This is a genomic window from Candidatus Dependentiae bacterium, from assembly GCA_026389015.1.
Lineage (GTDB): Bacteria > Babelota > Babeliae > Babelales > Vermiphilaceae > JAPLIR01.
In genome coordinates this window covers 92,659-118,978 of the sequence record JAPLIR010000015.1, presented here as the reverse complement: position 1 = coordinate 118,978, position 26,320 = coordinate 92,659, and the positions used below count along the sequence as shown (strand labels likewise).

At 40.9% G+C, this 26,320-nt stretch carries 26 protein-coding genes and 2 tRNA genes; 15 read left to right on the top strand and 13 right to left on the bottom strand.

Annotation, left to right across the window (positions count from 1 at the left end; all coding sequences use genetic code 11):
* Nucleotides 1-79 precede the first annotated feature (79 nt).
* Both NTX86_02085 and NTX86_02080 read right to left on the bottom strand, forming a co-directional pair.
* Nucleotides 80-973: a YicC family protein gene (locus tag NTX86_02085; protein MCX5922093.1), complete on the bottom strand. Its 894-nt coding sequence runs from the start codon at nucleotides 971-973 to the stop codon at nucleotides 80-82.
* 11 nt (nucleotides 974-984) lie between these two features.
* Nucleotides 985-1,707, bottom strand: coding sequence for a YebC/PmpR family DNA-binding transcriptional regulator (locus NTX86_02080; protein MCX5922092.1), 723 nt, complete (start codon nucleotides 1,705-1,707; stop codon nucleotides 985-987).
* Between the two features lie 352 nt (nucleotides 1,708-2,059).
* Here NTX86_02080 and NTX86_02075 point away from each other — a divergent pair, with 352 nt between their 5' ends.
* Nucleotides 2,060-3,472, top strand: coding sequence for an amidohydrolase (locus NTX86_02075; GenBank protein MCX5922091.1), 1,413 nt, complete (start codon nucleotides 2,060-2,062; stop codon nucleotides 3,470-3,472).
* Nucleotides 3,473-3,527: 55 nt separating this feature from the next.
* On the opposite strand, the gene NTX86_02070 is transcribed toward NTX86_02075, so the two are convergent.
* From NTX86_02070 to NTX86_02050, 5 genes are all read right to left on the bottom strand, one after another.
* Nucleotides 3,528-3,725 carry a hypothetical protein gene (locus NTX86_02070; GenBank protein ID MCX5922090.1) on the bottom strand — a complete coding sequence of 66 codons (198 nt, stop codon included), beginning with the start codon at nucleotides 3,723-3,725 and terminating at the stop codon, nucleotides 3,528-3,530.
* 106 nt (nucleotides 3,726-3,831) lie between these two features.
* A complete protein-coding gene (locus NTX86_02065) occupies nucleotides 3,832-5,757 on the bottom strand; it encodes a hypothetical protein (GenBank protein MCX5922089.1) in 1,926 nt (641 codons plus the stop codon).
* Nucleotides 5,758-6,025: 268 nt separating this feature from the next.
* Nucleotides 6,026-6,736, bottom strand: coding sequence for a DUF4136 domain-containing protein (locus tag NTX86_02060; GenBank protein MCX5922088.1), 711 nt, complete (start codon nucleotides 6,734-6,736; stop codon nucleotides 6,026-6,028).
* Between the two features lie 121 nt (nucleotides 6,737-6,857).
* Nucleotides 6,858-7,880 carry a Holliday junction branch migration DNA helicase RuvB gene (gene ruvB, locus NTX86_02055; GenBank protein MCX5922087.1) on the bottom strand — a complete coding sequence of 341 codons (1,023 nt, stop codon included), beginning with the start codon at nucleotides 7,878-7,880 and terminating at the stop codon, nucleotides 6,858-6,860.
* A 129-nt stretch (nucleotides 7,881-8,009) separates the two neighbouring features.
* A complete protein-coding gene (locus NTX86_02050) occupies nucleotides 8,010-9,140 on the bottom strand; it encodes an FtsW/RodA/SpoVE family cell cycle protein (GenBank protein MCX5922086.1) in 1,131 nt (376 codons plus the stop codon).
* A gap of 205 nt (nucleotides 9,141-9,345) precedes the next feature.
* On the opposite strand from NTX86_02050, the gene NTX86_02045 reads away from it, so the two are divergent.
* From NTX86_02045 to NTX86_02035, 3 genes are all read left to right on the top strand, one after another.
* The gene (locus tag NTX86_02045; GenBank protein ID MCX5922085.1) at nucleotides 9,346-10,020 is read left to right on the top strand and encodes an ankyrin repeat domain-containing protein; all 675 of its coding nucleotides are present in this window, start codon (nucleotides 9,346-9,348) and stop codon (nucleotides 10,018-10,020) included.
* Between the two features lie 134 nt (nucleotides 10,021-10,154).
* On the top strand, nucleotides 10,155-10,484 hold the full coding sequence (locus NTX86_02040; GenBank protein MCX5922084.1) for a hypothetical protein: 330 nt from the start codon (nucleotides 10,155-10,157) through the stop codon (nucleotides 10,482-10,484).
* 36 nt (nucleotides 10,485-10,520) lie between these two features.
* On the top strand, nucleotides 10,521-10,883 hold the full coding sequence (locus NTX86_02035; protein ID MCX5922083.1) for a hypothetical protein: 363 nt from the start codon (nucleotides 10,521-10,523) through the stop codon (nucleotides 10,881-10,883).
* Nucleotides 10,884-11,077: 194 nt separating this feature from the next.
* Here the strand turns inward: NTX86_02035 and NTX86_02030 are convergent.
* Nucleotides 11,078-11,153: transfer RNA gene (locus NTX86_02030), tRNA-Pro, on the bottom strand.
* A gap of 99 nt (nucleotides 11,154-11,252) precedes the next feature.
* Nucleotides 11,253-11,328: transfer RNA gene (locus NTX86_02025), tRNA-His, on the bottom strand.
* A gap of 173 nt (nucleotides 11,329-11,501) precedes the next feature.
* Between NTX86_02025 and uvrA the strand changes: the two genes are divergently transcribed.
* The 11 genes from uvrA (at nucleotide 11,502) to rplU (ending at nucleotide 22,268) form a co-directional block, all read left to right on the top strand.
* Nucleotides 11,502-14,084, top strand: a complete 2,583-nt coding sequence (gene uvrA, locus NTX86_02020) for an excinuclease ABC subunit UvrA (protein MCX5922082.1) — start codon at nucleotides 11,502-11,504, stop codon at nucleotides 14,082-14,084.
* 42 nt (nucleotides 14,085-14,126) lie between these two features.
* Nucleotides 14,127-14,486, top strand: coding sequence for a nucleotide pyrophosphohydrolase (locus NTX86_02015; GenBank protein MCX5922081.1), 360 nt, complete (start codon nucleotides 14,127-14,129; stop codon nucleotides 14,484-14,486).
* A 15-nt stretch (nucleotides 14,487-14,501) separates the two neighbouring features.
* Nucleotides 14,502-15,422: a hypothetical protein gene (locus NTX86_02010; protein ID MCX5922080.1), complete on the top strand. Its 921-nt coding sequence runs from the start codon at nucleotides 14,502-14,504 to the stop codon at nucleotides 15,420-15,422.
* 21 nt (nucleotides 15,423-15,443) lie between these two features.
* The gene (locus NTX86_02005) at nucleotides 15,444-15,902 is read left to right on the top strand and encodes a hypothetical protein (GenBank protein ID MCX5922079.1); all 459 of its coding nucleotides are present in this window, start codon (nucleotides 15,444-15,446) and stop codon (nucleotides 15,900-15,902) included.
* A 67-nt stretch (nucleotides 15,903-15,969) separates the two neighbouring features.
* Entirely contained in the window at nucleotides 15,970-16,434 is a 465-nt protein-coding gene (locus tag NTX86_02000) for a hypothetical protein (GenBank protein MCX5922078.1), read from the top strand.
* A gap of 179 nt (nucleotides 16,435-16,613) precedes the next feature.
* Complete coding sequence (locus NTX86_01995; GenBank protein MCX5922077.1) at nucleotides 16,614-17,018, top strand: hypothetical protein; 405 nt, start codon at nucleotides 16,614-16,616, stop codon at nucleotides 17,016-17,018.
* 104 nt (nucleotides 17,019-17,122) lie between these two features.
* Nucleotides 17,123-19,744 carry a DNA mismatch repair protein MutS gene (mutS, locus tag NTX86_01990; protein MCX5922076.1) on the top strand — a complete coding sequence of 874 codons (2,622 nt, stop codon included), beginning with the start codon at nucleotides 17,123-17,125 and terminating at the stop codon, nucleotides 19,742-19,744.
* A 175-nt stretch (nucleotides 19,745-19,919) separates the two neighbouring features.
* Complete coding sequence (locus tag NTX86_01985) at nucleotides 19,920-20,501, top strand: hypothetical protein (protein ID MCX5922075.1); 582 nt, start codon at nucleotides 19,920-19,922, stop codon at nucleotides 20,499-20,501.
* A gap of 164 nt (nucleotides 20,502-20,665) precedes the next feature.
* Complete coding sequence (locus NTX86_01980) at nucleotides 20,666-21,103, top strand: hypothetical protein (GenBank protein ID MCX5922074.1); 438 nt, start codon at nucleotides 20,666-20,668, stop codon at nucleotides 21,101-21,103.
* Between the two features lie 130 nt (nucleotides 21,104-21,233).
* A complete protein-coding gene (locus NTX86_01975) occupies nucleotides 21,234-21,722 on the top strand; it encodes a hypothetical protein (protein MCX5922073.1) in 489 nt (162 codons plus the stop codon).
* A gap of 219 nt (nucleotides 21,723-21,941) precedes the next feature.
* The gene (rplU, locus tag NTX86_01970) at nucleotides 21,942-22,268 is read left to right on the top strand and encodes a 50S ribosomal protein L21 (GenBank protein ID MCX5922072.1); all 327 of its coding nucleotides are present in this window, start codon (nucleotides 21,942-21,944) and stop codon (nucleotides 22,266-22,268) included.
* A gap of 87 nt (nucleotides 22,269-22,355) precedes the next feature.
* Here rplU and NTX86_01965 read toward each other — a convergent pair whose 3' ends face one another.
* The 4 genes from NTX86_01965 to NTX86_01950 are packed head-to-tail and all read right to left on the bottom strand — an operon-like array spanning nucleotide 22,356 to nucleotide 26,306.
* Nucleotides 22,356-23,000: a TrkA family potassium uptake protein gene (locus NTX86_01965; GenBank protein MCX5922071.1), complete on the bottom strand. Its 645-nt coding sequence runs from the start codon at nucleotides 22,998-23,000 to the stop codon at nucleotides 22,356-22,358.
* Nucleotides 23,001-23,017: 17 nt separating this feature from the next.
* Nucleotides 23,018-24,355, bottom strand: coding sequence for a hypothetical protein (locus tag NTX86_01960; GenBank protein MCX5922070.1), 1,338 nt, complete (start codon nucleotides 24,353-24,355; stop codon nucleotides 23,018-23,020).
* Between the two features lie 21 nt (nucleotides 24,356-24,376).
* A complete protein-coding gene (locus NTX86_01955; protein ID MCX5922069.1) occupies nucleotides 24,377-24,976 on the bottom strand; it encodes a VTT domain-containing protein in 600 nt (199 codons plus the stop codon).
* Nucleotides 24,977-24,980: 4 nt separating this feature from the next.
* A complete protein-coding gene (locus NTX86_01950; GenBank protein ID MCX5922068.1) occupies nucleotides 24,981-26,306 on the bottom strand; it encodes a glycine--tRNA ligase in 1,326 nt (441 codons plus the stop codon).
* Nucleotides 26,307-26,320: the final 14 nt, after the last annotated feature.

Here is a 26,320-nt window from a genome sequence, read left to right as displayed (position 1 = left end):
GTATAAGAAATAAAATTGCCTCAGAAGAACCTAACGTCTTTTCTGAGGCAATTGTTTTATTCGTGGGAATAAAAGAACGTTACACTAGATTTTGTGTTTGTTCTCTGGCTTTTTCTAATTCAACTTTAATGTTAATAGCGCGTGAGCCAATGGTTGCATCAGAACATTTGGCAGCAATAGTGTTAATCTCGCGTCCAAGCTCTTGCAGGGTAAAATCAAGACGTTTGCCTTTTTCTATTGTTGCAGATTCAAGTTGATCGTGGAAGTTCTTGATGTGGCTTTTGAATCGTACAATTTCTTCGTGAATGTCGATTTTATCAAGCACGGCATAGAGTGCGCTTTTACGAACATCAGCCAGTTTTGATTCGTCTAATTCGATTTCTTGGACTGCTTTGTTGACCTTTTCTTTTTGTGTTTCAATCAACTTCAGCGCAGCTTGTTCGATAGCGAGCATTTCTTGTTCGACAATCGACGCACGTTGCAGTAAATCGTTTTTGAGCACTAAGCCTTCTTTTTCTTTAGCAACAATAAGGTCGTCGATCAGTTGGTCCATCGCTTCAATGATGTGCTGCGTGGTTGCTTGGTCGATTTTCTTTTCTTCCATAACAAACACGTTCGGCAATTGCAGCAAGCTATCGAGTGATAGTGAGCTTTCGATGTTGAACTGTTTTCTGATTTGTTCAACAGACTTCAAATATCCTTCAATGGTGGTCATGGAAGGTTCCACTTGGCCTTTGAGGAGCATTTGATTATCGGTATAAATGGTGCAATAAATATGCCCGCGTATAAGTTTGGTTTTGAGTAATGATATCAAATCCGTTTCTATATGAGATAATGCATACGGCATTTTGAAGGTTGTTTCAAAGAACCGTGCATTCAATGTTTTTATACTGATAGAAACGTTCACCTTGTTGATTGGGTCAAGGTGTACCGTGATGGCTTTGGTTGCAAAGCCTGTCATACTCAAAACCATATAATTCCTTATTACGCTAAGTTTGTATAGACTTCCTGCACATCATCAAGATCTTCAAGTGCAGATAAAAATTCTAGTGCTTTTGTTGATTGTTCGTCGCTTAAATCCATGGTCGTTTTTGGTACCCACTCGATTTCTGCGCTTTCTACTTTTAATCCCAATTTTTCAACCGCTTGTTTGACAAGGTCGAGTGATTTTGGGTTGCATTGTATTGAAAAGTAGTTGTCTTCGTCGGTGCTGATATCATTAATTTCGTAATCAAGCAGATTTTCGAGCAACGTATCTTCGGTTATGCCTTTTTCGCCTTTAGTTTGTATAACGCCCATGCGTTCAAACATCCAGTTGACTGAGCCTGATTCGCCCAAGCTGCCAGATTTGACAGAAAATAGATGGCGTAATTCAGCGACCGTGCGATTTTTATTATCAGATAATGTATCAATAATCACCGCGATGCCATGAGGGCCATAACCTTCATAAGAAAATGGTTCGTAACTTGCGCCCGGGAGTTCGCCAGTACCTTTTTTGATAGCGCGCATTGTGTTATCAACAGGCATATTGAGTGCTTTTGACTTTTCAACCAAAGTGCGGAGACGAGGGTTGGCATCTGGGTCGCCGCCACCAACACGGGCAGCTACCGTAATTTCTTTAATAAGTTTAGTGAATGCTTTGCCACGTTTTGAATCTATAATAGCTTTTTTTCGTTTAATCGTGGCCCATTTGGAATGACCTGACATAATCGTATCTCCTCAAGGAGTTTTTGTGGTGTCTAATATTGTTTTTTCTTTAGAGTAGCGTTTTATGGCAAAGATGTCGATAAGCTCATGGTGAAAATGAGGATGAGCCTTGTAGCGGGCTTACAACAGGGTTTTTTGGCTATGTATGGCGTTATGGCGGTTTTATGATTTATATTCTGAAAGGCCTAGCGGAAAGTACAGTTATTGCATAAACAAATAATTAACCCTTCGACAAAGCTCAGGGATGTCGGCAGGAAGAAGCCTCCCTCGCCGTCCTGTCTGAGCTTTGTCGAAGACTTTCTAGAAGACGTTGCAGTAAGATTTTTTTAGATTATACGGTAGGAGTTGAATAATGAAGCGAATGTTAAAAAATGGTGCGTTGATTCTGTTGGTTTTAGTGTTTCAGGCGTCATTGTCTGCCAAAAAACCGCAAAAATCTAACGTAACAAAAAACAAGGTCGATCTTATTATTCGTGGTGGAACCGTCATCACGATGAATCAGGACAGAGAAATAATACATGATGGTTCTATCGCTATTACCAACGGCCGCATTATTGCGGTGGGGCATGTGGAAGATAGGTATCAAGCATCGCAAACTATTGATGCAAAAAATAAGGTCATTTTGCCGGGCTTAATTAATGGTCATGGACATGCACCCATGGTGTTCTTTCGAGGTCTAGCTGATGGTCTGGCTCTACACGATTGGTTGCATGACTATATTTTTCCGACAGAAAAACAAAATGTTACGGCAGACTTTGTCTATTGGGGTACCAAGCTTGCCTGTTTGGAAATGTTGCAGAGTGGGGTTACTGCGTTTGCTGCAGAATATTATTTTGCCAATAGTGTTGCGCAAGCGGTGAGTGAGCTTGGTATGCGTGTTGTTGTTGGGCAGCCGGTTATGGATTTTGCAACACCTGATAGCGCAACGTCAGAGGAAGGGTTTTTATTAGTTGAAGCCTTGGTAAAAAAATGGCAAGGTAATGATTTTGTATACCCTGCGATTTCGCCCCATGCGCCGTACACTGCTTCTGTTGCAACACTACAAAAGGCCAATGAGGTTTCAAAACAACACATTATTCCTTTTATGATTCATTTGTCTGAATCGCCAGCAGAAAAGGGTAAAGGCGCGGCATATTTGGATAGTTTGGGGATACTTTCTGACCGCATTATTGCAGCGCATGTGGTGCACCCAACCAGTGAAGATATTGGATTATTACAAAAATATGGCGTAGGCGTTGTACATTGCCCGGTGAGTAATATGAAGTTATCGTCGGGCATTAGTCCGGTCACGCGTATGCTAGAAGAGGGTGTTGCAGTTGGTTTGGGCACTGATGGCGCGGCAAGCAATAATGCTCTTGATATGATGGCGGAAATGAAGACCGCTGCATTATTACAAAAAGTACTGGGCAAACCAACTAATCTGAGCGCAATGCAAGTTTTAGAACTTGCGACTATTGGCGGTGCCCGTGCTATTCATAAAGAAAAGGATTTAGGGAGTATTGAGGTTGGAAAACGTGCTGATCTTATTATGGTTACTATGGATTCTATTCATCAGATACCCGTGTATAATGTTGTCTCGCAATTGGTGTATGCAAGCAAGGCATCAGATATTCAAACGGTTGTGGTGAATGGCAAAGTCCTTATGAAAAATCGTATCTTTGCATCGGACATTGATGAGGGAATGGTTAGAAAGAAAGCGGGAGAGTTTAAGAAAAAAATTAAGGCATCGATAAGGTCTGCTGCTCAAAAAAGTAATCTAAAATAAAAATAGGGCGAGCTCTTGAATTAAAGAGCTCGCCCTAAAGGTAATTCGTAGACTATTATTTGCAGGTCATGGTAAGGAGCTTTTCAACGAGTGTGGTAAGTGTCCGCGACATTTCATCGAGCGTCTTTTGAAATTCAACGTCTTTTTCTTTTTTTGCATCATCTTTTGCGTGCTTGTCTATGAAGTGGAGCATTTTGCATAATTTGTAGGTCAGTTTTAATTTATCGTATTTGCAGTCGCTTAATGGATTCATGGGGCCCCCTTTTTTAGATAGTTTGATGAGACTTTAGCATTTACATACTAAAGTCTCATCGTTGTCTAAAGCAAGAGTTTTGCGTTCATGAGTTTCGCTATAATAACTATTTGTGTGTATCAAGCCATGTTTGGCCGCTTTGTGTGGTAATCAGCCATTGTTGTCCATCAGCCATATTAAGCCAGTTTTGCCCTTCGACAGTCTTGAGCCATGCTTGCCCGTCAGATGTATTGAGCCAATTGTGGCCATCGGATGACCGTATCCAAGTAATGCTTTCTGGTGCCATGCCGCTGTTGGTATTCAGCCAGATGCGCCATGCCAAACCATCAGACGTATTGAGCCAATTTTGCCCTTGGGTTGTTTTGAGCCATGCTTGTCCATCGGTGCCTTTAAGCCAATTGTAGCCATCGAGTGATTTGATCCAGTTAATACTTTCTTGCGCCATGCCGGTGTTGCTATTGAGCCAGGTGCGCCATTGTTGTCCGTCAATGGTAGAAAACCATGTATGCCCTTGCATAGTTTTGAGCCATCTTTGGCCATCAGTACCTTTGAGCCAATTATAGCCATCTGGCGATTTGACCCAATCAATAGATGCTTGGGTCATGGACGTTGTTTGTGGCGTTGTTGGAATTTGACTGTTTTCATATTTTTTCATTTGTATGTATTGGAGAGCGCGTTTAATATCTTCAAAATTAATATCATAGAAGTCGACGCTGACAAAATTTGGCCATATCGCGCTGCCTAGGTTGTAGGTGCAACGTGTTGCGTGATTTACAATTGAATCATAGGTATTGACTTGGCGTGCAACATCGGGAGATCCAGCAACACCTGGCGTGACTTGGTGGGTGAGTTCAAAGAGTGTATTGTCATCTGCAGGATTGGTATACGTTTGTTTACGGTACCATGCTGCATTTGGTCTGATGGCGATTTCAGAACAGGTATTATTGTTGAGTGCGTCAACAGAGGTGAAGTTCCACGCACTTGAATAAATAAAGTCATCAGATAAAAGGAAGCGGTTATCTTGGTATTTGAGGTTGGTAGATGCATCATCGTAAAAAATAACCAGACGTTTGTTGGCATTTACCATTTCTTGCATGGTAGGCCAAGGTCTTTCAGTGGTTTGTGCATATGCATAGTTGAGCAAGCCGGATTGTTGGAACTGCGATACGAAATTGGAAGACATACTACCAAAATCAAAAATATTAAGAAATAGCGTGACAACAGCGGTAGGGTGTTGGTCTAAATATGTTTTTATCGTAGTGAGCGCGTATACAAGTGGTTGGTTGGTAAGGTCGATTCTCCATTGTTCTGCTTTGATACGGTCAATAAGTGGTGCTAAAAACGCTCTGAGGTTTTCATTCATAGCTCCTTGTAGTGCTTGGTCAAGCTCAGATGCTTGTAAGCTATGGGTTGCCCATGGGGTTCCATTTACTGGATGCACCGGAATTTTAAAGGTGCGTAGGCCGTCAACAAGCTGTTCAGCAATACCTTTATTTTGATCAGCAACAATATTGCTCACTCTGAGGTTTTTTCCTGTTAATGAATCAATGACGGGGAGCCCGAATGCTTTTTTAGTCGTTGAGGTTGCATTGTGAATTTTGATTTGTGAAATCTGATTGTAACGCAATGAGTACCATTGTTCATGGCCTACGATTGGCATTGTTGGGGCCGCTTTATTTTGGTCGACAATAACGCCGCCAACAAACTTCATTAATCCATCAAACACTAATGCGACTGGTTCTGAAACGACGTATCTTCCTGCTTGTATACTAATAGATTCCAATTGACCTGGAATTGAACTTGCAAAATTCTGTACTTCATAGAATGCGTCTTCAAAGCCAGCAATAGCTATTTGTCCAAAGTTTTGAACGGTCGTGCCAAAAGATGAGAAGGCATCTTGAACGATACCAAAAAGATTTTGCCAATCGCTGGGACTAAATGGGTTCCATGCATACGCGGTAGATGGTATGCCGAGCGGACTCATCAAAGCGATAAGCGATAGCGTTAACATGGTTCTTTTGACTGTTTTCATACTGCTTCCTTAATGTTAAGGGATATTAATGACAACAATCACCATGTTACTCATTTTAAAAAATGAATGGCAATACATATGAATAGATAGCTATGTAATACATGATTACGTGCGAAACTAATTTTCTGACTAATCTTTCTATGAGTCCGACTGCGACTAAAGCTTTATCCTTCGCGCACATTGCGTCGAACGGGACGTCGGACACTCAGGGATATTTTTTGATAGAGCTAAAGAGTAAGCTGCTCATGCATGTAGTGTTAACTGTATGTTAGCAGGTGCTGTAGCAACCGTCGTTATACTGTGTGCGCAGTGCGGTAACAACTTTATCTTTTGAACTCATGGAGGTTGAGTAGGTGCCTTGAGTATTTGAGCCAAACCATTTCATCGATTCAACAATGAAAAAGTCGGTGTACGATCGTATATCAAAATCTTCGTCGCAATTGCGTATTTTGCATTCCCAAACCTTAGGTTGTTTGTTTTTTCTGTTTGGGCGTGCTTCATGCACATACAGATTTAGGAATTTTCTATAGTAGGTTGATTCCACTGGTACATGTGCCCATATGCCGGAAGAATGGGTTTTTTCGTTATATTGAGCGTCGCCGTCGCATTCCTGAGTGTACTCAAAAGTCTTAGAGCTTTCTTGGGGTATATAGGTGAGTACATTGTTGGTGACGGTTTCTTTATCGTAGCCATAGTTAAAAACGATGTTGTAATCAGCATTTTCTGGTTGTTCGATTGAATAACCTTTGTCTTGTAAGGCAATAGACAACTTTTGTGCTACTTCTTTCGTTTGAAGTTCATTTTCTCTTTTGCTGTCGTTGACGCGTAATGACCCTTCGACGCTAAAAGATTTGTTTCTGGCAAATCCTGAGGGAATAGCTTGTTTGTCAGCATAGGCGGTGGTTGACATACGAATATTTTTAGCGCAACCGGGTAACAAAATAATGAGAGATACAAGAAGAGAATATTGTTTGTACATACGTGTCTCCGTTGAGTAATGATACACTAATATCATTACTCAATTTCTCATTGTTTTATGTGCATGTCAAATGATTGCCTTTATTAAGGGCACAATAATACATTTTGTTTTAATTTGAAATTTAAAATAAGGCTTCTTGTCCTAAAAACTTCTTTTTCAAAAAAGGCAGTTTTTTGTGAGGAATCTGGCGACCACGAGCCGTTTTTTCTAAGTAGCCTTTGCGCATGAGGAATGGTTCATAAACTGCTTCAATGGTCTCTTTGTCTTCGCCAATAAGGGAGGCAAGGGTTTCCAAGCCAACAGGGCCACCATTAAAGTGTTCCACGATACGCTGCAAGAGCATATTGTCTACTTTGGTCAGGCCATCATCGTCAAGGCCTAAGAAGGTGAGAGCGTCTTGGACTACATCAACGTCCGCATTTTTTTTGTTATGGAATTGTGCAAAATCGCGTACGCGGCGTAAAATCTTTTTGCCAATACGAGGTGTTCCTCGTGAGCAGCGAGCAATCATGAGTGCGGCTTCGGGTGCTAGAGTGAGTTGCAAGAACTGAGCATTTTGGAGCACAATGTCGCGGAGCTCTTCGTCAGTATAAAAATCAAGGCGTTCACTGATGCCAAAGCGACTACGCAAGGGGGCGGAAATCATACCGCTCTTGGTCGTAGCGCCAACAAGCGTGAAGGGGTGGATTGGCAGGTTGATAGATTTTGCACCAGCACCTTGACCAATAATAACGTCCACGCGGAAATGTTCCATAGCGCTGTAGAGCACTTCTTCCACATTGGTGGGCATGCGGTGAATTTCGTCAATAAACAGAATATCTTTTGGTTCGAGGGAAGAAAGTATAGCAACCAAATCGCCAGTACGCTCCATCATAGGGCCACTGCAGATCTTAATGCCAACGCCCATAACGTGCGCCATAATTTGCGACAAGGTGGTTTTACCAAGGCCAGGAGGACCAAACAGCAGCATATGGTCGAGTGACTCGTTACGCATTTTTGCCGCTTGTGTGTAAATGTGTAGTTTTTGTTTGAGCTCTTTTTGTCCAAGATAATCGTCAAAAGTTTTTGGGGTAAAATCGTGTGAACGCTCTTCAGCTGTTTCTTGAAGTGATAGAATATTAATTTCGTGGAGTCCTTCGTTCATCGTACATACCTCATAATTTTATCCCCAGAAAACCCCACAGATTTTCAAGACTGTGGATGAATGGGCTAAAGCCCTTTTTCCGGGGTCCCCTAAATCACGGCTTAAAAGCCGTGTGAGGGGTTAATTTGTTTATCCATTACTTACTGCATAACTACTTTGTCCCATATAGAATCGCCGCATGGCAATGCCGTTAAACCAGCCGAGGCTGGCAAAGGTAATCCATAAATTGCTGATGCCGTAACTCATGAGCGGCAGAGGAATGCCCACGACAGGTAATAATCCAAGTACCATGCCTACATTAATGAGGGTAGAAATCATGATATGGATTACAATGCCTGTTGCCAGTAGTTGAATGAAGGGAATTTTGAGCGAAAGGATTATGGCAAAAAAACGAAAGAATAATATAAGATACAAGAGAAGAATGCTTATTGCGCCGACAAAGCCAACTTCTTCACACGCGACGGCAAAAATAAAGTCGGTGCGGCTTTCGGGTAAAAACAGGCATTTGTTTTGTGTGCCTTGCAAGAATCCTTTTCCAGATAATCCGCCAGAACCAATAGCAATCTTTGCTTGTTCTAATTGATACCGTTCTTTTTTGACATCGCCTTCGCCTAAAAATACGGCGATACGTTGTTTTTGATAAGGCTTTAAAAAGTGCCACAGAACAGGTGCGCAGAGAATAATGGTCATAAAGCCGATAATGAAAAATTTTCTCGTTATCCCGGTGAGCCACAGCAGGGTGATGGCAGAGAATGCCAAAATAAGTGCTGTGCCAAGATCTGGTTGTTTCATTATTAATACAAAGCTGATGGCAAGCGTTGCAAGCACCGGGATGAATCGTTTGAACGATAATTCCAGTGTGTCATCTTCGGTAATTAAATAGTAGGTGATAAACGCGGGAAAAAATAATTTTGAAAGTTCTGATGGTTGAAATTTAAATAAACCGATGTTGATCCATCGTTGCCCACCCATGCCAATGCTGCCTTTGAGAATGGTGAACACCAGTAATCCAATGACTGCCAAATAAATAAAATAGCCAACACGCATGAGCGTGCGATAATCTACGCTGCAAAAGAATGCGTAAATTAACCAGCCGGTTGCAAGGCCGAATGCTTGTTTTTTAAAAAAGAGGGAATACGGCTGTTCAACTTTATAGGTTGCGCTGTATACAAACAAAAGCCCTATGATCGAAATGACCATAATGAGCAAAAATCCTAACCAATCAAAGTGGCGGACGTAGCGCCTATCAATTAAAAACATACTGATCTTTCTTGTTTTTTAGATATTCCATGCTTGGTAAGTTTAACGACGATTACCAAGAAGGCAAAATTCTTTTGTTTTTTTGATAAAAAAAGCTTTGCTAAAGCCCGTTTTGATGTTTTTTTTAGTGAGTCTTGTGCTGCAAATATAACGATCCGTATTATGAGCGTGGTTTTATAGAACGTTATAGTACCAAGGAGGAGTTATGTCATTGAGGGGGTTTGTTAAGGTCTTGTTGGTCGGGGTTATAGTTGCAGGTACTGCGCAGAGCATGCAGCAACTCGTAGTAAAGCGTCCAGTGTTACATGATAATCATAAGAATTATTTTTTAGTTGGTGATACGGTAGAAGCGGAAAAGTTTCTGGATGCTGCGCCAGAAAATCTTGAAGCGCGCGATGACCAAGGATGGACACCACTTATGGTGGCCGCATTTCATGGGCATAAAAATCTTGTAGGGTGTTTAGCGGCGCGTGGCGCCCATGTCAATGCATGTAGTGCGGATGGCTGCACGGTGCTTATGCATATGGCTGTTGGTAGAAATACATCGATCTCGGTTATGCGTTTGTTGGTAGATAAGGGTGCATGGGTGAATATCATTAATCCCATAACTAAAAACTTTATCTATCAAACGGTAGAACAGAGGTTTGAAAGAGAGGGGTCTTGTGCTCGAGAAGGTGGTAGCGGTATTGGATTTCTATCGAGGGTTCATGATGACCAGCAAAAACAGGACGAGCACAATTTTTTCCTTGTGTATTCAGCATTATCGAAAAAGAATCGTTTGTGTCTTGATGTGGCCCGTATCATTAAGAGTTTTATGCTAGCGGGTGTAATTGCTGAGCTAGAGCAAAAATCACGGTCTTCATGTTGTGTGTGTATGTAGCTGAGCCAGATGCTTAACGGTATTTTGCGAGCAGTTACTCTGTTTTATTGCGAGCGGTCTTGGCGTTGTGGTATTAAAGAACACAGAAAGTCTTGCCGTTGTTAGGTGTTTATACCGTGAAAAAGGAGATACATATGAAGAGTATTGGTAAAATAATGATACTAGTGCCAGTTTTGTTTTTGGCTACGCAGGGTTTTGGATTAACCCAAGCTGATGTGAATGCAGAAGTGGATAAGTTTATAGCGCAGTTGAAGGCCGCAGAAATTGCTGCAAAAGATTCTAAGACTATGTTTAATACTAAAACAGACCATATAAAAAAAGCAGAAAATTCAACCGATCCTGTCATGCAAAAGTATTTTATGACGATGTATCAAAAGGCAAAAGTAATTATGGATGATGCAAATGACAGAACATTAACGGTTGTTGCTGATTTGCTCAAAGGTGCGCAAGCGCTTAAAAAATAATGATGTTATTGAACGTGAATTGCTAAGGAGCTTTGTATGAATCTTAAAAGTATTGGTTATGTTGTTTTATTCATGAGCTTGCCGTCATTTGGTGCAGTGCCTATAAGTAAAAAAAATGATTTTGAAAGTAAAGAGTCGCTGGCAAAGAGGGTTGACGATAAGCTTAAACAAAATGATGTTAATATTAAAAAGTTAGAAAACGAAAAAACCGAAATAATGAGAAGTATTGAGAAGTTAAAAACAGACAAATCTTCTACGACTGATGCATCTGTTGTTCAGTCAATTGATAAGTTGATTGCTTTGAAGTTTGATTACTTTAAAGATCTTGATGCGCGTGCTGATGCATGGAAGCAGAACTCTGATGTTTTAAAAAGATATAAAGATACTGATCTGAAATAACATATGTTTTTACGATAATAATAAAAAAGCCCCGGTCTTTTAAAAGATCGGGGCTTTTTATATAAGCTAATACGATTTCCTTGAAGAATCTAGCGTGGTTCGATACAATTTTGCTTACGCAAAATCACTCACCATGAGCGAAATGTTTATTCATTTGATAAACTGGCCGCGCCAGCCGTAGCCTTGGCGTAGGCTGGTCGGGATGGCCAGACTCGAACTGGCAACCCCTCGCTCCCAAAGCGAGTGCGCTACCAATTGCGCCACATCCCGACATAACTTTAAGATTCAAAGGAAAAGTAAATTTCAATAGTGAAGATACGACTAATATAAAGGTTTTTTCTTTACTTGCAATATCTTTTTTCAAATTTCTGGGGTGGACGGTGGGGATTGAACCCACGACACCCAGAACCACAACCTGGTGCTCTACCAACTGAGCTACGTCCACCATTCGAATATTTCTATGTCCAAAAGTATACGGTTTTTGCAGAAGAAATCAAAAATAATTATGTAAATAGTTAAAGATAAGCCAAAAAGACCCCGTTGGACTTCCTGTTTTGCCTATGGTACAATATTCTATTGGGCAATTTAGAAATTTTAGATATTTGATGAGGTGCCAAAATGAAGATCGAACAAGGTAAAAAATTATTAGAAAAAAATGGCTGCATTAAGGTGTTTGGTGCCAAGGAGCATAACCTTAAAAACATCGATGTAGTCATTCCAAAGAATACTTTAACGGTCATTACTGGTCCATCAGGATCGGGTAAAAGTTCGTTAGCGCTTGATATATTATATACTGAGGGCAAGCGTCGTTATATGGAATCACTTTCCTCCTATGCGCGCCAATTTTTAGGTGTTGCAAAAAAACCTGATGTTGAGCGTATTGAGGGCTTGTGTCCTTCAATTGCCATCGAACAAAAGACAGTTGGCTCCAATCCGCGGTCTACGGTGGGCACTATTACCGAAATTTATGACTACCTACGGGTTCTTTATGCGCGTATAGGTATTGTGCATTGCCCGACCTGCCAAACGGTCATTAAGGCCGAATCGCCAGAAAATATCACCGCGATGATCCTCAAAAACTTTCAGGGGTCGATTATCACCCTGGCTGCTCCTATTGCCATAGAAAAGAAGGGCGAATTTATCCACGAACTTGAGGGACTCTTTAATAAGGGGTTTTATAGGTTCCGTGTTGACGGGGTTGCTCATAAATTTCAATCAATAGACGATATCAAAAAACTGAAGCTGCAAAAGACCTATAAGCACTCCATAGATTTGATGCTTGATGTGGTTGAAGTCACAGCTCAGGAGCGTTCACGTTTACAAGAGGCGATAGAGAAAGCTTTCAGCTTAGCAAGCGGTTTGGCTAAAGTTATCGTGGGCGACAAAGAATTTCTGTATTCTTCTCATAAAATGTGTTTGCGTTGTGCGCAATCGATTCCAGAACTTGAACCACGATTTTTCTCCTTTAATTCGCCCATTGGCGCGTGTAAAGAGTGTCACGGGTTGGGTAAGATTCATGAGTGGCCATGGGCTGAGGGCGATCCTCAAGCATGGAAGGCTGATTACCCAGACTTTTTTGGTAATAAATATGCTACGGAACATACCTGTTCTACGTGTCATGGTAAACGTTTGAATGCATTTGCGTTAGCGGTGACTATCGGTGGTAAGAATATTTATGATCTATCTGATCTTGCCATTAAAAATTTATTAATCTTCTTTAAGCAATTAACTTTAGATGAAACATCACTTGAGATAGCCAAAAGTTTAATTCAAGAGATTGTGAATCGTATCACCTTCTTGAACGATGTAGGATTAAACTATTTATCATTGAACCGTTCGGCACGAACCCTTTCGGGTGGCGAAGGCCAGCGTATTAGACTTGCAACACAAATTGGTTCAGCTTTGAGTGGTGTTCTTTATATTCTTGACGAACCGAGTATTGGTTTGCACCAGCGGGATAACGATCGTTTGATTAATACGTTGAGAACATTGCGTGATTTAGGCAACACGGTGGTGGTGGAGCATGACCACGACACGATGAATGCCTCAGATTATATTATTGATATGGGTCCTGCAGCAGGGGTTCTTGGTGGTCAGGTAACTGCCGTTGGCACACCCAAAGAGCTTGCCGCTAATAAAAATTCATTAACCGGTGCTTATTTAAGTGGTAGACGCTTTATCGCATTACCCAAAACTTTACGTGAACCTTCTGGTCACATCACGCTGCGCCATGCTCGTAAAAACAATTTGAAAGATTTGACGGTCCAATTTCCGTTGGGCGTATTGTGTGGTATTTCCGGTGTTTCTGGGTCGGGTAAAAGTACCTTGATTATGCAGGAGTTAGTGCCTGCCTTAGAGCGCGAATTGCAAGGTTCTCGACGTATGGATGCGTCAGAGGGCGATGATATGCAGGGAGCAGAGAACCTTGAGAGCATGGTGGTGATTGACCAAGCACCTATTGGCAGAACGCCGCGCTCTAACCCAGCAACTTACCTGGGCATTTTTGACGATATTCGTAAGTTATTTGCCTCGCTACCAGAAAGTAATGCGCGTGGGTACACCGTAGGACGTTTCAGCTTTAACGTTGCCCAAGGTCGTTGTTTTGAATGTTCTGGTGATGGCGTCATTAAAGTTACCATGCATTTCTTGCCTGAAGTAACCATGATCTGTAAATCATGCAAAGGCAAGCGTTATAATGCTGAAACCTTGTCTATTTTATACAAAGGTAAGCACGTAGCTGATATCTTAGAAATGACTGCCTATGAGGCATTGGAATTCTTTAAAGCGCATACGCAGATTGCAAAACGATTGAGTTTGTTGTGCGATGTGGGGCTTGATTATCTTAAACTTGGCCAAGCGTCGACGACGCTATCTGGTGGTGAAGCGCAGCGTATTAAGTTGGTTGATGAGTTGGCAAAACGGGGTAACAAAACCCTCTATATTCTTGACGAACCAACAACAGGCTTGCATACGAGTGACATTGAACGCTTGCTGATGGTCTTGAATCGTTTGGTGGATAAAGGTAACTCTATGATTATCATTGAACATAACATTGATGTCCTCAAGACGGTTGACCATCTTATTGACCTTGGGCCTGAAGGTGGCGATGAAGGTGGCATTATTGTTGCACAGGGTACGCCTACTCAGGTTGCTCAGTGTAAACAAAGTCACACCGGACATTATTTGAAAAGCGTTCTATAATAGGTGTGTTAGCAGAGGTAATACCCCTAAAAAGGATATCATATGACAGATACGACAATTACTCTTGAGCAGCTCAAAACAACGGCAGCGCATTTTGTTGCCGAACGTGATTGGGCGCAATATCATTCACCAAAGAATCTTAGTATGGTTGTGTCGATAGAAGCGGGCGAGTTAATGGAGAAATTTCTATGGCTTACCACGCAAGAATCTATTCAAGAAATTGAAAAAAATCGCCAAGAAATTGAACATGAATGTGCCGATGTGCTTTTTGCACTGCTTTGTTTTGCCAATGCGGCAAACATTGATTTGAGCAAGGCGTTCGAAGTTAAATTAGCTGAAATCGGTAAGAAATATTCAGTAGAAAAGTCTAAAGGTCGTCGAGAAAAGTACACAAAGCTGTAAAGAACAAGGAACGTTATGATGATTAAAAAGACAGGAATTATGGCATTATTGTTGAGTTCTATGGTGCCAGTGTTTGGTATCAACAACGATGTGTTATTGCCAAGAGTGGCGAATGAAAAAAAAATTGAGCTTGTTTATCCCCAACACTCCGTGATTGCACGCCATAAAGAATCCATACAAACATCATTGGGTCGCGCACAGCTTGTTCGTTATGGCATATATGGGGTGAGTGCCATAGTGGCCTTAGCTGCTTCCTATAATCTATTAAAATGGTGTGGTTTTGTTGGTGAAAACACCTCGTCTTCTGCGTGCACTCTCACGCCAGCTGTTATGAAAACTTTAACGCCAGAAGGACTTAAAGATTATGATGCAAAGTTCTATCCGAGCTTTTTTTCGTGGCGTGGATTGCATCATTTGAGATCCCATATAACTAATTGTGTTATCGGTGGTTTTAGCGGTGTAGTGGGAACTTCTTTAGCGCAACGAGTTGGTGAACCTGTTTATGCGCAGGTGTTTAATCCTGGATCAATAGCATGGTTTGTTCAAGAAAAAACGACGTTGATGCCAACATTTGAAGAGTTTAAAGAATATGTTGATGCATTGAATAATGTGCAAACACCAGTAATTGATAAAGCGATGTATCGTAATTTAATGATGGTATCTGCTAATAATCTTGTTGCTCAGCTTGAGCGCGTTATGGGTTTTATAGCGTATAAAAATGGAACATGGGATGATCAAAAAGCCATTGATGAAGTGAATTTTTTATCAGACTATATTTTTGATGTGACGAAGGTGTTCTGTATAAAAGTTGATACTGCTTTGCAGAACGATGATTTGAATGTTAATCAATTAGCTGTTACACTTTCTTCTTTCAAAAGTGAAATTCATAGATTGATGAATAGTTTTTCTCGTATTGAAACAGCACAAGAATTATAAATTTTTCTCGATGAAGGTATTATGAACATCTCAGGTAAAAACCGCATGGCGATCGTCACGATTATTTTTTTGCTATCGCAGAGTGCTTCACTCTATAGTGGACTTTGTTGTAGCACATTGAATCCAGTAAAAATTGCGCCTCTTCCGACTCCTCCTGTTCGGCGTGAAGCATCTCCTATTTGGGTCGTTGAAGCGCAGGATCGTATAAAAAAGGCGCAAGAAGAACAAGAGGTTGCTGCACAGAAATTGAGAGCAGAATTGAAACGGCATAAGAATGAGATTGATTTCTTTACGGAAAAACAAGAACAGAAAAAACATGACAAACTTGTTGAGAAAATTACGGCAACTGAGTGTGCCAAAAGGCGCTTGAGTAGGAGTGATCGTAGTTTTTCACAAGAGCAATGGGAAAAAGGTCAAAAAGCTATACAAAGTACCCTTTGTTTGCCAATGCTGCTTGTTCGCAGAAATGCTACTAAATAAGATAATGAACTGATAGAAAAATAGTTTTTAGATGAAGTCACGTATGAGCATCTTAGGTAAGAGTAACATGAAGATTATTGTAATTATTTTTTTGTTATCGCAGAGTGGCTTGATTTACTGCGGAGCTTGTTGTAGTACATTAAATTCAGCAATAATTGCTCCCGAGCCAGATGATTCAGGACTTATTCCGTGGCTACTGAAGGTGCATGAGCGCATACGGCTAGAAACACTAGAGACAAAAAAGACTGAGGATAAGCAGAAGTTTAAGCCGCGGGTGGATAGTCAAAAAATTATTGATGATTTTATTAAGGAAAAAGAGAAGAAGCGAAAAGAAGAAAAAATGCAGCAGGATTTTGATGTTCAGCAGAGGCAGGTTGCAAAGATTTTGTGGGCTATGAAACGGTCGCATAAACGCAGTTTTAGCGATGGTCAACAACAATGGTCTCAAAATCAAGCTGCTATGAACAAAATTGCTAGCAAGCATCGTCGTCACAAGAGTAGTGTGTCATCATGCAGTAGTACCAAAGAATAATAAGAGTATAGCAAAAGTGTGTATTGTCGTTTATGAGTATTACGGTAACGATAAAGTTAAGCTGAAAATTTTTAATCCTATCCTATATTATTGTCTGCTATATTATTCTTGACTCGCGGGCACGATAATGAGTATTGTCATGCATAAATATGCTTTGTTATCATAAAAAAGGAAATGTTATGAAGCGTTATGTCATGGTAGCTTTGTGTGGGTTTTTTCATACTTTTCTAATGTATAGTGGCGCCTGCATGAGTAAGGCTGGTGATGGTTCAAAAAATGTATCGCATAGCAATAGTAGCATTAATCTTGATCCTGTAACTGCTCACCTTGTAGCAAGAAGGAATGAGCGTCAGGCTTTAGTGAAAAGAAATCATTCACCAGCGCGGCGAGGCCCGATAATTGACGCTCAACGTGATCATTCGCCCGCACGGCGTGATCGCAGTGTTGATCCTGTTGTTAGTCCCAAAGCTATTTGTTTGGTACAGGTGAGTCCCAAGATTCCGAAATCGCATAGGGTACTTGGCTATGAACGGGACCAACCTTTTCCAGGTGTTTCAGTTGTGATAGATTCTGACAAGAAATAGTTTTGTTCTTTTTTTCTTATCATGGCGTAGCTTATTGCACGTAATGTTTTATACTAATATGATGAATAAAACATTATGCAATACGTTATAATTAATCTAAAGTCATGCAAGAATTAACACCATTAATGCAACAATATCACATGATTAGGCAACAGTATCCGGATATGCTGTTGCTTTTTCAAGTCGGTGATTTTTACGAACTTTTTTTTGATAATGCCAAACAAGCTGCCGCGTCATTAGGCATTGCCTTAACCGCACGCGGTAAAAGCAATGGCGAGCCTATTCCGCTCTGTGGTGTACCAGTCCATGCACTCGACCATTATTTAGTTAAATTGGTCAAATCTGGTTTTAAAGTCGCCATTTGCGATCAACTCGAGCAACCAGTGCCAGGAAGAATTGTCGAGCGTGGCGTGACGCGCGTGTTAACGCCAGGCACCTTGACTGATACGAAATTGCTTGATGAAAAATCAGCATCGTATCTTTTCTCTTTTTTTCCAACCGCAGATTCCTGGGGTTTATTATTTGGTGAATTATTAACCGCACAGCTTTTTGCTACAGTATTACCAGCAACGTCTGATAAACTCTTAGAATCTGAACTTATTCGTTTTTTTCCCGATGAAATTTTAATTCCACAAACTGCCATGGGCAAATCGTTTCAAGGATATTTTAAACAACGTGGTTATTTTACCACCTTTGCCGATCACGTGGTAGCGGGGTCCGATCAAGCTGCCGCCGTCGATGAATGGCTCGTGCAACAGTTGCGTGGCCAGTCGGTGCAAAAAGTATATGAAAATGCTGCGTTACGTTCTGCCATCGGTACGTTTCATGCCTATGTCGCTAAAAATCAGCAAGCAGCATTGGATCAATTCAAGTCGATTCAATTTTATGAACCAGAAGACTTTTTATTGCTGGATATTGCTACACAACGTAATTTAGAACTTGTGCATAATGCGCAAGATGGCAGTAGAAAAAATACGCTGTTTGCCGTCATGGATCGCGCCGTGACGCCAATGGGTTCTCGCATGATTAAAAAATGGCTCATGCGTCCTTTGATGAAAAAGGATGCAATTATTCAGCGCCAAGATGCCGTTGTATTATTAGTTCAGGATGAAGGCATTACGCAAAAACTGGAACATCATTTATCACCTATTGGTGATCTTGAACGTGTCATTGGCCGTATCGCCTTAATGCGTGCATCGCTCTATGATTATTTGATGTTGTCGCAGGCGCTTGAAGTTGTGCCGACCATTGCGATATTATTAAAATCGCGCAAACGGGTACAGCTTATCGAAATTATCGCGCATGCTCTAGCAGACTTTCAACCACTGCGCGCATTGCTGGTGACAGCACTGAATGACGACAACACAAAACCATGGATTATTAAGCCAGGGTTTGACCATCAACTGGATCGATTACGAGAACTGGTCAATAATGCTAATCAAAAAATTTTAGAACTTGAGCAACAAGAGCAACGTGCAACCGGCATCAATTCATTAAAAATTAGATACACACAAGCACATGGCTACTATATTGAAGTCACGCAAGCCAATCTTGGTTTAGTGCCAGCGCATTACACGCGCCATCAAACGTTGGTGGGCCGCGAGCGATATACCACGCAATCGTTGCGTGACTTGCAACACGAAATTTTTAATGCAAATTCCCAGATTGAGTCAGCAGAAAAAGCAGTATTTGACTGCGTCAAACGTGAGGTGGTGTCGCATATCAGTTCGTTACGTAAACTTGCGCATGCTCTCGCTCATTTGGATGCGCTTTTTGGGTTTGCAAAAGTTGCCTATGAACATGGCTATGTGCGACCGACTTTTAATAGCGATCGTCACATTATGATCAATGATGGCCGTCATCCCGTGGTGGAGAGTGCGTTGGGTAGTTCTTTTATTCCTAATGATACGGTGCTCAATGATGAAGAATCGACATGGATTATTACTGGTCCGAACATGGGCGGCAAGTCGACTTATTTACGACAAGTGGCGTTGATTTCTATTATGGCACAATGTGGTTCATTGGTGCCGGCAAAATCTGCCAACCTTGCATTGCTTGATCGTGTGTTTACGCGTATTGGTGCAGGGGACAATGTTGCCGAAGGCAAAAGTACCTTCTTGGTAGAGATGGAAGAGACGGCCTCAATTTGTACGCAGGCTACCAAAAATAGTTTAGTGATTTTAGACGAAGTTGGCCGTGGCACGAGTACCTTTGATGGTCTTGCTATTGCCCAAGCAGTAGTAGAATACATTGCCAGCCATGTCCAAGCACGATGTTTATTTGCAACCCATTACCATGAGCTGACGCTCTTACAGGATCAAATTCCTGGTATCGTCAGTTATTATGCAGCGAGCAAAAAAACGCCGCAGGGTATTTTATTTTTATATAAAGTTATACGTGGTGTTGCCGATGGCAGCTTTGGCGTTGAAGTAGCAAAATTGGCGCAATTACCTGAGTCGGTCATTATTCGTGCTGAACAAATTCTTGATGCGCTTGCGCGCAGTGAACAGCAAAGTACGTTGAATACTGTACTAGTAAAAGACGATTTCTTGATGACAAAATATGAGCAGTTATTGCAAGAGAACAAGAGCATGCAGGTTGAGTTTAAAAAAATTCAGCAGCAATTGAAGGATCAAGAAGTTTTATTGAACAAGTTGGCGGTTCTTGATTATAATACGCTGTCGCCAAAGATGGCATTTGATTTGTTATGGTCATTGAAAGAATAATTTTTTTACGTCAAACGAGTTCTTATGGTCCAAGCGTCAAAAATCATCCTAAAATCTCACCTAATAATTGCATAATTGAAATATTAATTGACATATGGCTTAGTTCTAATACACTAGCTAATATGAAGGTTATTTTTAATAAGGCGTTAGTAATAACGCTTAAGAGGATTCTATAATGAAAAAACAAATAATGATTGCGACGCTCTTATTGATCGCTCAGTCGGCACGTTGTATGGTTCCGTTTCTTGAGGGAATAAGGAACGATGTTGATTCCGTAAACATATTAAGACGTAAATTTCACCATTGTGTTGAGGGCGCAGCCTGTTTTAGTTGTGGGCTCTGGATGATATCGCCCCCTAGCATTCCTCTTACCGTGGTTGCATCTTCAATCTGTTGTGCAAATACTGCAGCAAAGATATATGAGAATAATGAGCCTTGTGATTCTATGAGTGAATGCTGTACCTCTCTAGAAAGCACTAATGCTGCATTGTGTTTGTATGCGACGGGCACTTTTTCTTTGTATGGTTATTCTATGCCTGTAGGTGAGGCATGTTTGATGGCCGGTTTGGTCAATGTGTATAGAGCTGCATGGGAAGGTGAATTCAATGATTGTCTTTCGTGTTGTGAAAGTTCTGGTTCGGCTACTTTGCCAGTTCCTCCGGCTTTAGCAATGGCTGCAAGAGTCCCTGCTGGAGACCGTAACCTGTCAAGAGTCCCTGCTGGAGACCGTAACCTGTCAAATGATGATCAGGTTTAATAAGCATTTACTAGGTATGAATTTTGAGGGATGTTTCTCAATGATACATCTTTTTTTTGTGCTATTTTTTAAAAAAGTTTCATGTGTTATAATCTTTAAAAAAGAGTGTGTGGTGTAAGTAATGGTTGATGTATCGTTTTAACAATTCTTTTTTTAGGTCATATATGAAAAATATTTTCAGTAAGGCGTTATTGATAGCACTTTCATTGGTGCTGGCTAGTCAATTATCTGCGGCACCTAGTGATGACGGTTATTCACAAGGTCGGGAAGGGGAAAGAATTGGAGATGCAATTTCCTTTGGTGCCCTTGGTGCTTTTGGGACTTTGGCTGTTTTAGGGAAGATTGCTCATAAGCAAAATCAAGTTCAAGATGGTTTAACCGGAATTGCTGCGGTACTGGGTGCAAAAGCTTTCTTGAATTTTGTGCGATTTGTAGCTCGAGACATAGAGTTTATTCGTGAATATATGCCGTTTTTTGTAAACGATGATAAAACATCTTTTTGTAAGAAATGGTACGCAAGATCAGGTCTCTGTGCTTCGTCTTTTTCTCGTGGTGCTTTCATTGTTGGTTGCTTTATGGCTCCATCGTTTATCGCTAATTAACCAATCGATTAAAGTTGTATACATGAAAAGGATGTGTCCCGACGATACATCCTTTTTTATTGTATTTTTTAAAAAAGTTTCATGTGTTATAATCTTGAAAAAAATCTATGTTTATAATAAAGGATACATGATGAAAAATTTCGTAAAATCATCGATTGTTTTCGTTTCATTAATCACGGCAAGCTCATTGTTCTGTATGGAGCAATCAAGTTTGTGGTATAGGTTATGGGGCACTGTTGCCTCGAGTCAATTAGTCCAGCATCCAGCACGTTCTTTAGCGGCAGCAGCAGAAGAAGCAGCGGTTGATTTTGTTGAAGTTAAGTTGGTAGAAAATATGCACAATAGGGTAGCAACAGCGTGTTTGTTTTGTTCGGGAGTTAGTTGTTGTTTCTGTGGCCCTCATGCAGCAAACACTGCAGGGATTTTGATAAGTTATAATGTCTTGTTTCCCAAGGATGCCCAGGAAATCTCCCAAAGGGTATTTCGAGGTCTTGGACAGGTTGGATGCGAAGTTGCTGTATTGATTCCTGGTAAAGTAGTCTCAATGTCCCGCCAGCTTGCCGCGATCCCTCAGGCTCTAGAAATGAAGGGGCAAGAGCCGGAAAAGAAGCAGGATTAATTATAGGAGGGCCTCCTCTCACGATCAATAATTATTTCTATATGTAAATATTATGGATTGGTGTCTATAGGATCACCAGGATTTTGTAGGTTTTTCTTATATTCCGCTAGACCTAGAAAGCCTTATATGCTACAATTTATCCTATATATCTGAAAGAATAAAAGAGATTGAATGATCAAAAATTGATACATATCATGATTAAATCAAAGTAGGACGCTCATGGAACAAATAATATTTGAAGAATATGCTATTTTTGCAACAGGTGGCAAACAATACCAAGCAATCCCAGGCAGAACCGTTGCGATTGAAAAAATCGACGCTGCAGATGGCTCTATGCTTGAGTTCACCGACGTTTTGTTACGCAAAACAGCAAACGGCGTTATAGAAATTGGTCAACCATTTCTAAAAACTCCTGTTAAAGCTTCTATCATCAAACAAATGAAAGAACCAAAGGTTATTTCATTTACTTTCAAACGTCGTAAAAAAGTACGCGTTAAAAAGGGTCACCGCCAACCTAAGACGGTTATCAGAATTGAAGCTATCTAAGCTTTAAGATTAGAAATTTAAAGAGCCGCATAGTTTTTAACTATGCGGCTCTTTTTTTGTATACATTTATAAATATAAAGATGTTTTTTATAGCTTTGCCATCTTTTCTAGGTTTTCATCATTACCAGAGAACATGAGTAAATCTTGCTCGCCAATAATGTCTTCCGGGTCAATTGACACCACGGTGTTGGCGTCATGCTTAATGCCGATGCAGTGAACATGATAGTTTTTATAAATATCGAGTTCAGACAGTTTTTTGCCAACAAATTTTTTGGGTGCTCGCAATTGGCTTACCGAAAAATTTTCTGCGAGATGAATGGTATCAATGAAGGGCGAGCTCAGTTTGTCAGCAAGACGGTTGCCAATTTCTCGTTCGGGCAAAACAATTTCATCAGCGCCGACGAGTTTGAGGATATCTTGGTGAATATCGTTAATAGCACGCGCAATAACCTTTGGCATTTTTAGGCGCTTTTTTAGGAGCGCGGTGATGAGTACTGATTCAGCAAAATTTTCGCCAGTAGCGACAATAACTGTGTCCATTTCGTCAATGCCAACGCTGCGCAGTGATGCTTCATCGGTTACGCGCATACATATGGCATGGGTAACGTGATCTTTAATCGAAGCGACAAGATTCTCTTGGCTGTCAATGGCAAGTACTTCTATGCCATGTTCGGCTAATCCAGTTGCAACTTGATAGCCAAAACGACCGAGTCCAATAACACAAAATTTCATGGTATGTTTCCTTAACATTAACTTAACATTACACGTTCTTCTGGATACGAAAACCCAGCGGGTTCATTATTTGTTTTCAATTTTAGTGCCAAAATGAGCGTGAGTGATCCAATACGTCCGATGATCATGCTCAGCATAATGAGTAATTTTCCTATGAGTGACAGGTAGGGCGTGATGCCCATTGAAAGTCCCAGGTTAGTAAATCCTGAAATAACTTCAACAAAGATATCCATGAAGGTATGGTGCTCGGTGATGAGTAGGCACATTGTTGTAAACACGATCCAGCCAATACTGAGTGCAATAATAGCCATTGCCTTATAGACTTGCTCAGTTGCGATCGTTCTTCCTCTAATTTCAACCGATGTTCTGCCTCTAATTGCTGTTTTAATCGTGGCAAGAAACACGGCAAGCGTAGTTATTTTTATACCACTACCTGTTGACCCTGGTGCTGAACCAATAAATGCCATAATCATAATAAAAAATATAGTAGCTACATGGAGGCTTTCGAGTGGCATGGTTGCTGGACCAGCACTGCGTAATGTGATCGCATGAAAGAGTGAAGAAAATATTTTTTGGATAAAAGATTGTTTGCTTAATGCGTGGTTATATTCTAATACGAAAAACACGAGTGCAAATGTTATGATTGTTGCTATTAATCCATAGATAACAATTTTGGTGTGTAATGAAAAATTATGGCGTCTTTTTTGATTGCGAGATTTGAAGTAGAGGAGAATTTCGTGCCAGGTGATAAAGCCAAAGCCGCCGCTAAATACTAAGAATGCAATGATGGCAAGTATGGATGCGTGTGCATTAATAAATTGTATATCAAAATCGCCGAGGGTGATGCCGGCATTACAAAAAGATGATACTGAGTGAAACGTTGCAAGAAATAATGCTTTTGGATAGGGAAGCGTTGTTGCAAAAATAGGAAACATACAGAGTATGCCAATAAGCTCGAAAGTGAGTGTCATGACAATAATAAAAAGAATGAATTGTTTAATGTTTTTCCAGGTTTCGAGTTCCAAAATTTTTCCGGCGACCAGTTGTGTGGCCAAACCAAGATCAATAAACAGTGACATAACGAACAGTGTCATGGTAATGAGTCCGAGGCCACCAATTTGTATGAGCATGAGAATGACGCATTTTCCAAACATAGTAAAGCTACCTATGGGAATGGTAAAAAGACCGGTGACGCAGGTAGCAGAAGTTGCCGTGAATAATAAATCTATGAATGATACATCTATGATACGCGCAATAGGGAGCGATAGGAGGAGTGCTCCAGCAACAATAGTGAGAAATATAGAAAAAAGAATAACGCGTCCGGGAAAGATATGCGCTAATTTACGAATGCCCATACAAAATATTCCTGAAATAGTTTATGATTTTTTCATGAGTAACATGGCGCCTACAATGAGTACCATAGCCAAGACTACTAGCATATTAAAGTAGCGGTCAATATATTGTTTGATTTTCTCACCCCAAATACTGATAGTGATTGCGTAGAGATAGAATCGAGCGCCACGACCAATAAGTGATGCGATAATAAATGGCATAAGAGATAAGTTGCAAAATCCGGCAGTTAATGTTGCTGCTTTGTAAGGAATTGGGGTGAACGCAGCTGCCAGAATGGCTAATGCTTCGTATTTTTTATACAATCCGCACAGATAATGGAAGGTGTCTGGTTGCATAACGTAGCTGACCAGTGGGTTATGAATGATTTGCTGGCCGGCGGTCATCCAAAGCCAATAACCGATGAAGTATCCAGTTAAACCACCAAGTACGGAGCATATCGTTGCAATAGTTGCGTAGACGTACGCTCTGTCGCGTCGCTCAATGCAATAGACAATGAGCATAGGATCGGTTGGAATAAAAAAAATTGCTTCAAGATAAAAGAAGAGCCCCAAAATAACATCTGCATAGCGTGAATGAACACGTGTGCCCATCCATGTATACACCCTTTTTACATTACTGAGCATGTGATTATGCCTTTTTTAGTGTGGATTCTAAATAATTAACAATCTGATCGATAGCGATTCGTTCTTGTTTTGTTGTATCACGATCGCGTACGGTTACGCAATGATCGGTTTCACTTTCAAAATCGTAGGTAAAGCAAAGCGGTGTGCCCATTTCATCTTGTCTGCGGTAGCGTTTACCGATGGAACCCGACTCGTCAAAGTCTACCATGTAGCCCTTACGCTTTATGTCGCGGTAAATTTTTTCCATAGGCTCGCTGATTTTTTTTATTAATGGCAAGAAGGCTGCTTTGATTGGTGCAATGGTTGGGTGAAATTTGAGCACAACGCGTGGTTCGCCTTCAACGATATCTTCGGTGTAAGAATCAAAGAGGATCGTTAAGAATAGGCGGTCAACACCGACAGAACTTTCGACAATGTGCGGAATGTAAGAACTTTTTGTTTGTTCGTCATGCACGCCAAGATCTTTGCCTGAATGTTTTGAATGTTGGGTTAGGTCGTAATCACCGCGGTAGGCAATGCCTTCCAACTCTTTCCAACCAAAAGGAAATTCATACTCAATGTCTTTACAACCTTTGGAATAGTGCGCAAGAGAATCTTTATCGTGTACATGGAATCTGAGTTTGCTGGTGTTGATACCAATAGTTTTATAAAAGCTCATACGTTCTTTGCACCAAAATTCAAAGTCTTGCTCTGCTGTTTCTGGTTTGCAGAACCATTCCATTTCCATTTGCTCAAATTCGCGCATACGGAATAAAAATTGTTTTGGGGTGATTTCGTTACGAAATGCTTTGCCAATTTGTGTGATGCCAAAAGGAATCTTAACACGATTGGTTGATAGTACATTTTTAAAGTTGATGTAAATGGCTTGAGCTGTTTCGGGGCGTAAATAGGCCACCGTAGCTTGCTCGGCATTGGCACCAAGATTAGTTTTAAACATCATGTTAAATTCGCGTATTTCTGTCCATGCTTTGTTGCCGCAATGAGGGCATGGTTTGTTCAAATCAAGTTCATCCGCGCGGTAGCGATGTTTACATTTGAGGCAATCGACCATTGGATCGTGAAAGTTTTCGATGTGGCCAGAAGCCGCCCACACTGATTCAGGTCCGAGGAGCGAACCTTCAAGCGAAAGTATGTCGCCTTTTTCGGTGCGGTTCATTGCGTTGGTCCAGGACTTACGAATATTTTCTTTTAAGAGATGGCCAAGATGACCAAAATCGTATACCCCATTTAACCCGCCATAAATTTCAGCTGATTGATAGACAAAGCCTTTGCGTTTACACAAGGCAACGATTTTATCCAGCGTGACGACGGTGTTAGTGGTAGAACTCATGAGCTCAGCTCCTT

Coding starts and splice junctions, on each gene's coding strand:
- NTX86_02085 (MCX5922093.1), bottom strand. CDS start 973: ATGGTTTTGAGTATGACAGGCTTTGCAACCAAAGCCATCACGGTACAC.
- NTX86_02080 (MCX5922092.1), bottom strand. CDS start 1,707: ATGTCAGGTCATTCCAAATGGGCCACGATTAAACGAAAAAAAGCTATT.
- NTX86_02075 (MCX5922091.1), top strand. CDS start 2,060: ATGAAGCGAATGTTAAAAAATGGTGCGTTGATTCTGTTGGTTTTAGTG.
- NTX86_02070 (MCX5922090.1), bottom strand. CDS start 3,725: ATGAATCCATTAAGCGACTGCAAATACGATAAATTAAAACTGACCTAC.
- NTX86_02065 (MCX5922089.1), bottom strand. CDS start 5,757: ATGAAAACAGTCAAAAGAACCATGTTAACGCTATCGCTTATCGCTTTG.
- NTX86_02060 (MCX5922088.1), bottom strand. CDS start 6,736: ATGTACAAACAATATTCTCTTCTTGTATCTCTCATTATTTTGTTACCC.
- ruvB (MCX5922087.1), bottom strand. CDS start 7,880: ATGAACGAAGGACTCCACGAAATTAATATTCTATCACTTCAAGAAACA.
- NTX86_02050 (MCX5922086.1), bottom strand. CDS start 9,140: ATGTTTTTAATTGATAGGCGCTACGTCCGCCACTTTGATTGGTTAGGA.
- NTX86_02045 (MCX5922085.1), top strand. CDS start 9,346: ATGTCATTGAGGGGGTTTGTTAAGGTCTTGTTGGTCGGGGTTATAGTT.
- NTX86_02040 (MCX5922084.1), top strand. CDS start 10,155: ATGAAGAGTATTGGTAAAATAATGATACTAGTGCCAGTTTTGTTTTTG.
- NTX86_02035 (MCX5922083.1), top strand. CDS start 10,521: ATGAATCTTAAAAGTATTGGTTATGTTGTTTTATTCATGAGCTTGCCG.
- uvrA (MCX5922082.1), top strand. CDS start 11,502: ATGAAGATCGAACAAGGTAAAAAATTATTAGAAAAAAATGGCTGCATT.
- NTX86_02015 (MCX5922081.1), top strand. CDS start 14,127: ATGACAGATACGACAATTACTCTTGAGCAGCTCAAAACAACGGCAGCG.
- NTX86_02010 (MCX5922080.1), top strand. CDS start 14,502: ATGATGATTAAAAAGACAGGAATTATGGCATTATTGTTGAGTTCTATG.
- NTX86_02005 (MCX5922079.1), top strand. CDS start 15,444: ATGAACATCTCAGGTAAAAACCGCATGGCGATCGTCACGATTATTTTT.
- NTX86_02000 (MCX5922078.1), top strand. CDS start 15,970: ATGAAGATTATTGTAATTATTTTTTTGTTATCGCAGAGTGGCTTGATT.
- NTX86_01995 (MCX5922077.1), top strand. CDS start 16,614: ATGAAGCGTTATGTCATGGTAGCTTTGTGTGGGTTTTTTCATACTTTT.
- mutS (MCX5922076.1), top strand. CDS start 17,123: ATGCAAGAATTAACACCATTAATGCAACAATATCACATGATTAGGCAA.
- NTX86_01985 (MCX5922075.1), top strand. CDS start 19,920: ATGAAAAAACAAATAATGATTGCGACGCTCTTATTGATCGCTCAGTCG.
- NTX86_01980 (MCX5922074.1), top strand. CDS start 20,666: ATGAAAAATATTTTCAGTAAGGCGTTATTGATAGCACTTTCATTGGTG.
- NTX86_01975 (MCX5922073.1), top strand. CDS start 21,234: ATGAAAAATTTCGTAAAATCATCGATTGTTTTCGTTTCATTAATCACG.
- rplU (MCX5922072.1), top strand. CDS start 21,942: ATGGAACAAATAATATTTGAAGAATATGCTATTTTTGCAACAGGTGGC.
- NTX86_01965 (MCX5922071.1), bottom strand. CDS start 23,000: ATGAAATTTTGTGTTATTGGACTCGGTCGTTTTGGCTATCAAGTTGCA.
- NTX86_01960 (MCX5922070.1), bottom strand. CDS start 24,355: ATGGGCATTCGTAAATTAGCGCATATCTTTCCCGGACGCGTTATTCTT.
- NTX86_01955 (MCX5922069.1), bottom strand. CDS start 24,976: ATGCTCAGTAATGTAAAAAGGGTGTATACATGGATGGGCACACGTGTT.
- NTX86_01950 (MCX5922068.1), bottom strand. CDS start 26,306: ATGAGTTCTACCACTAACACCGTCGTCACGCTGGATAAAATCGTTGCC.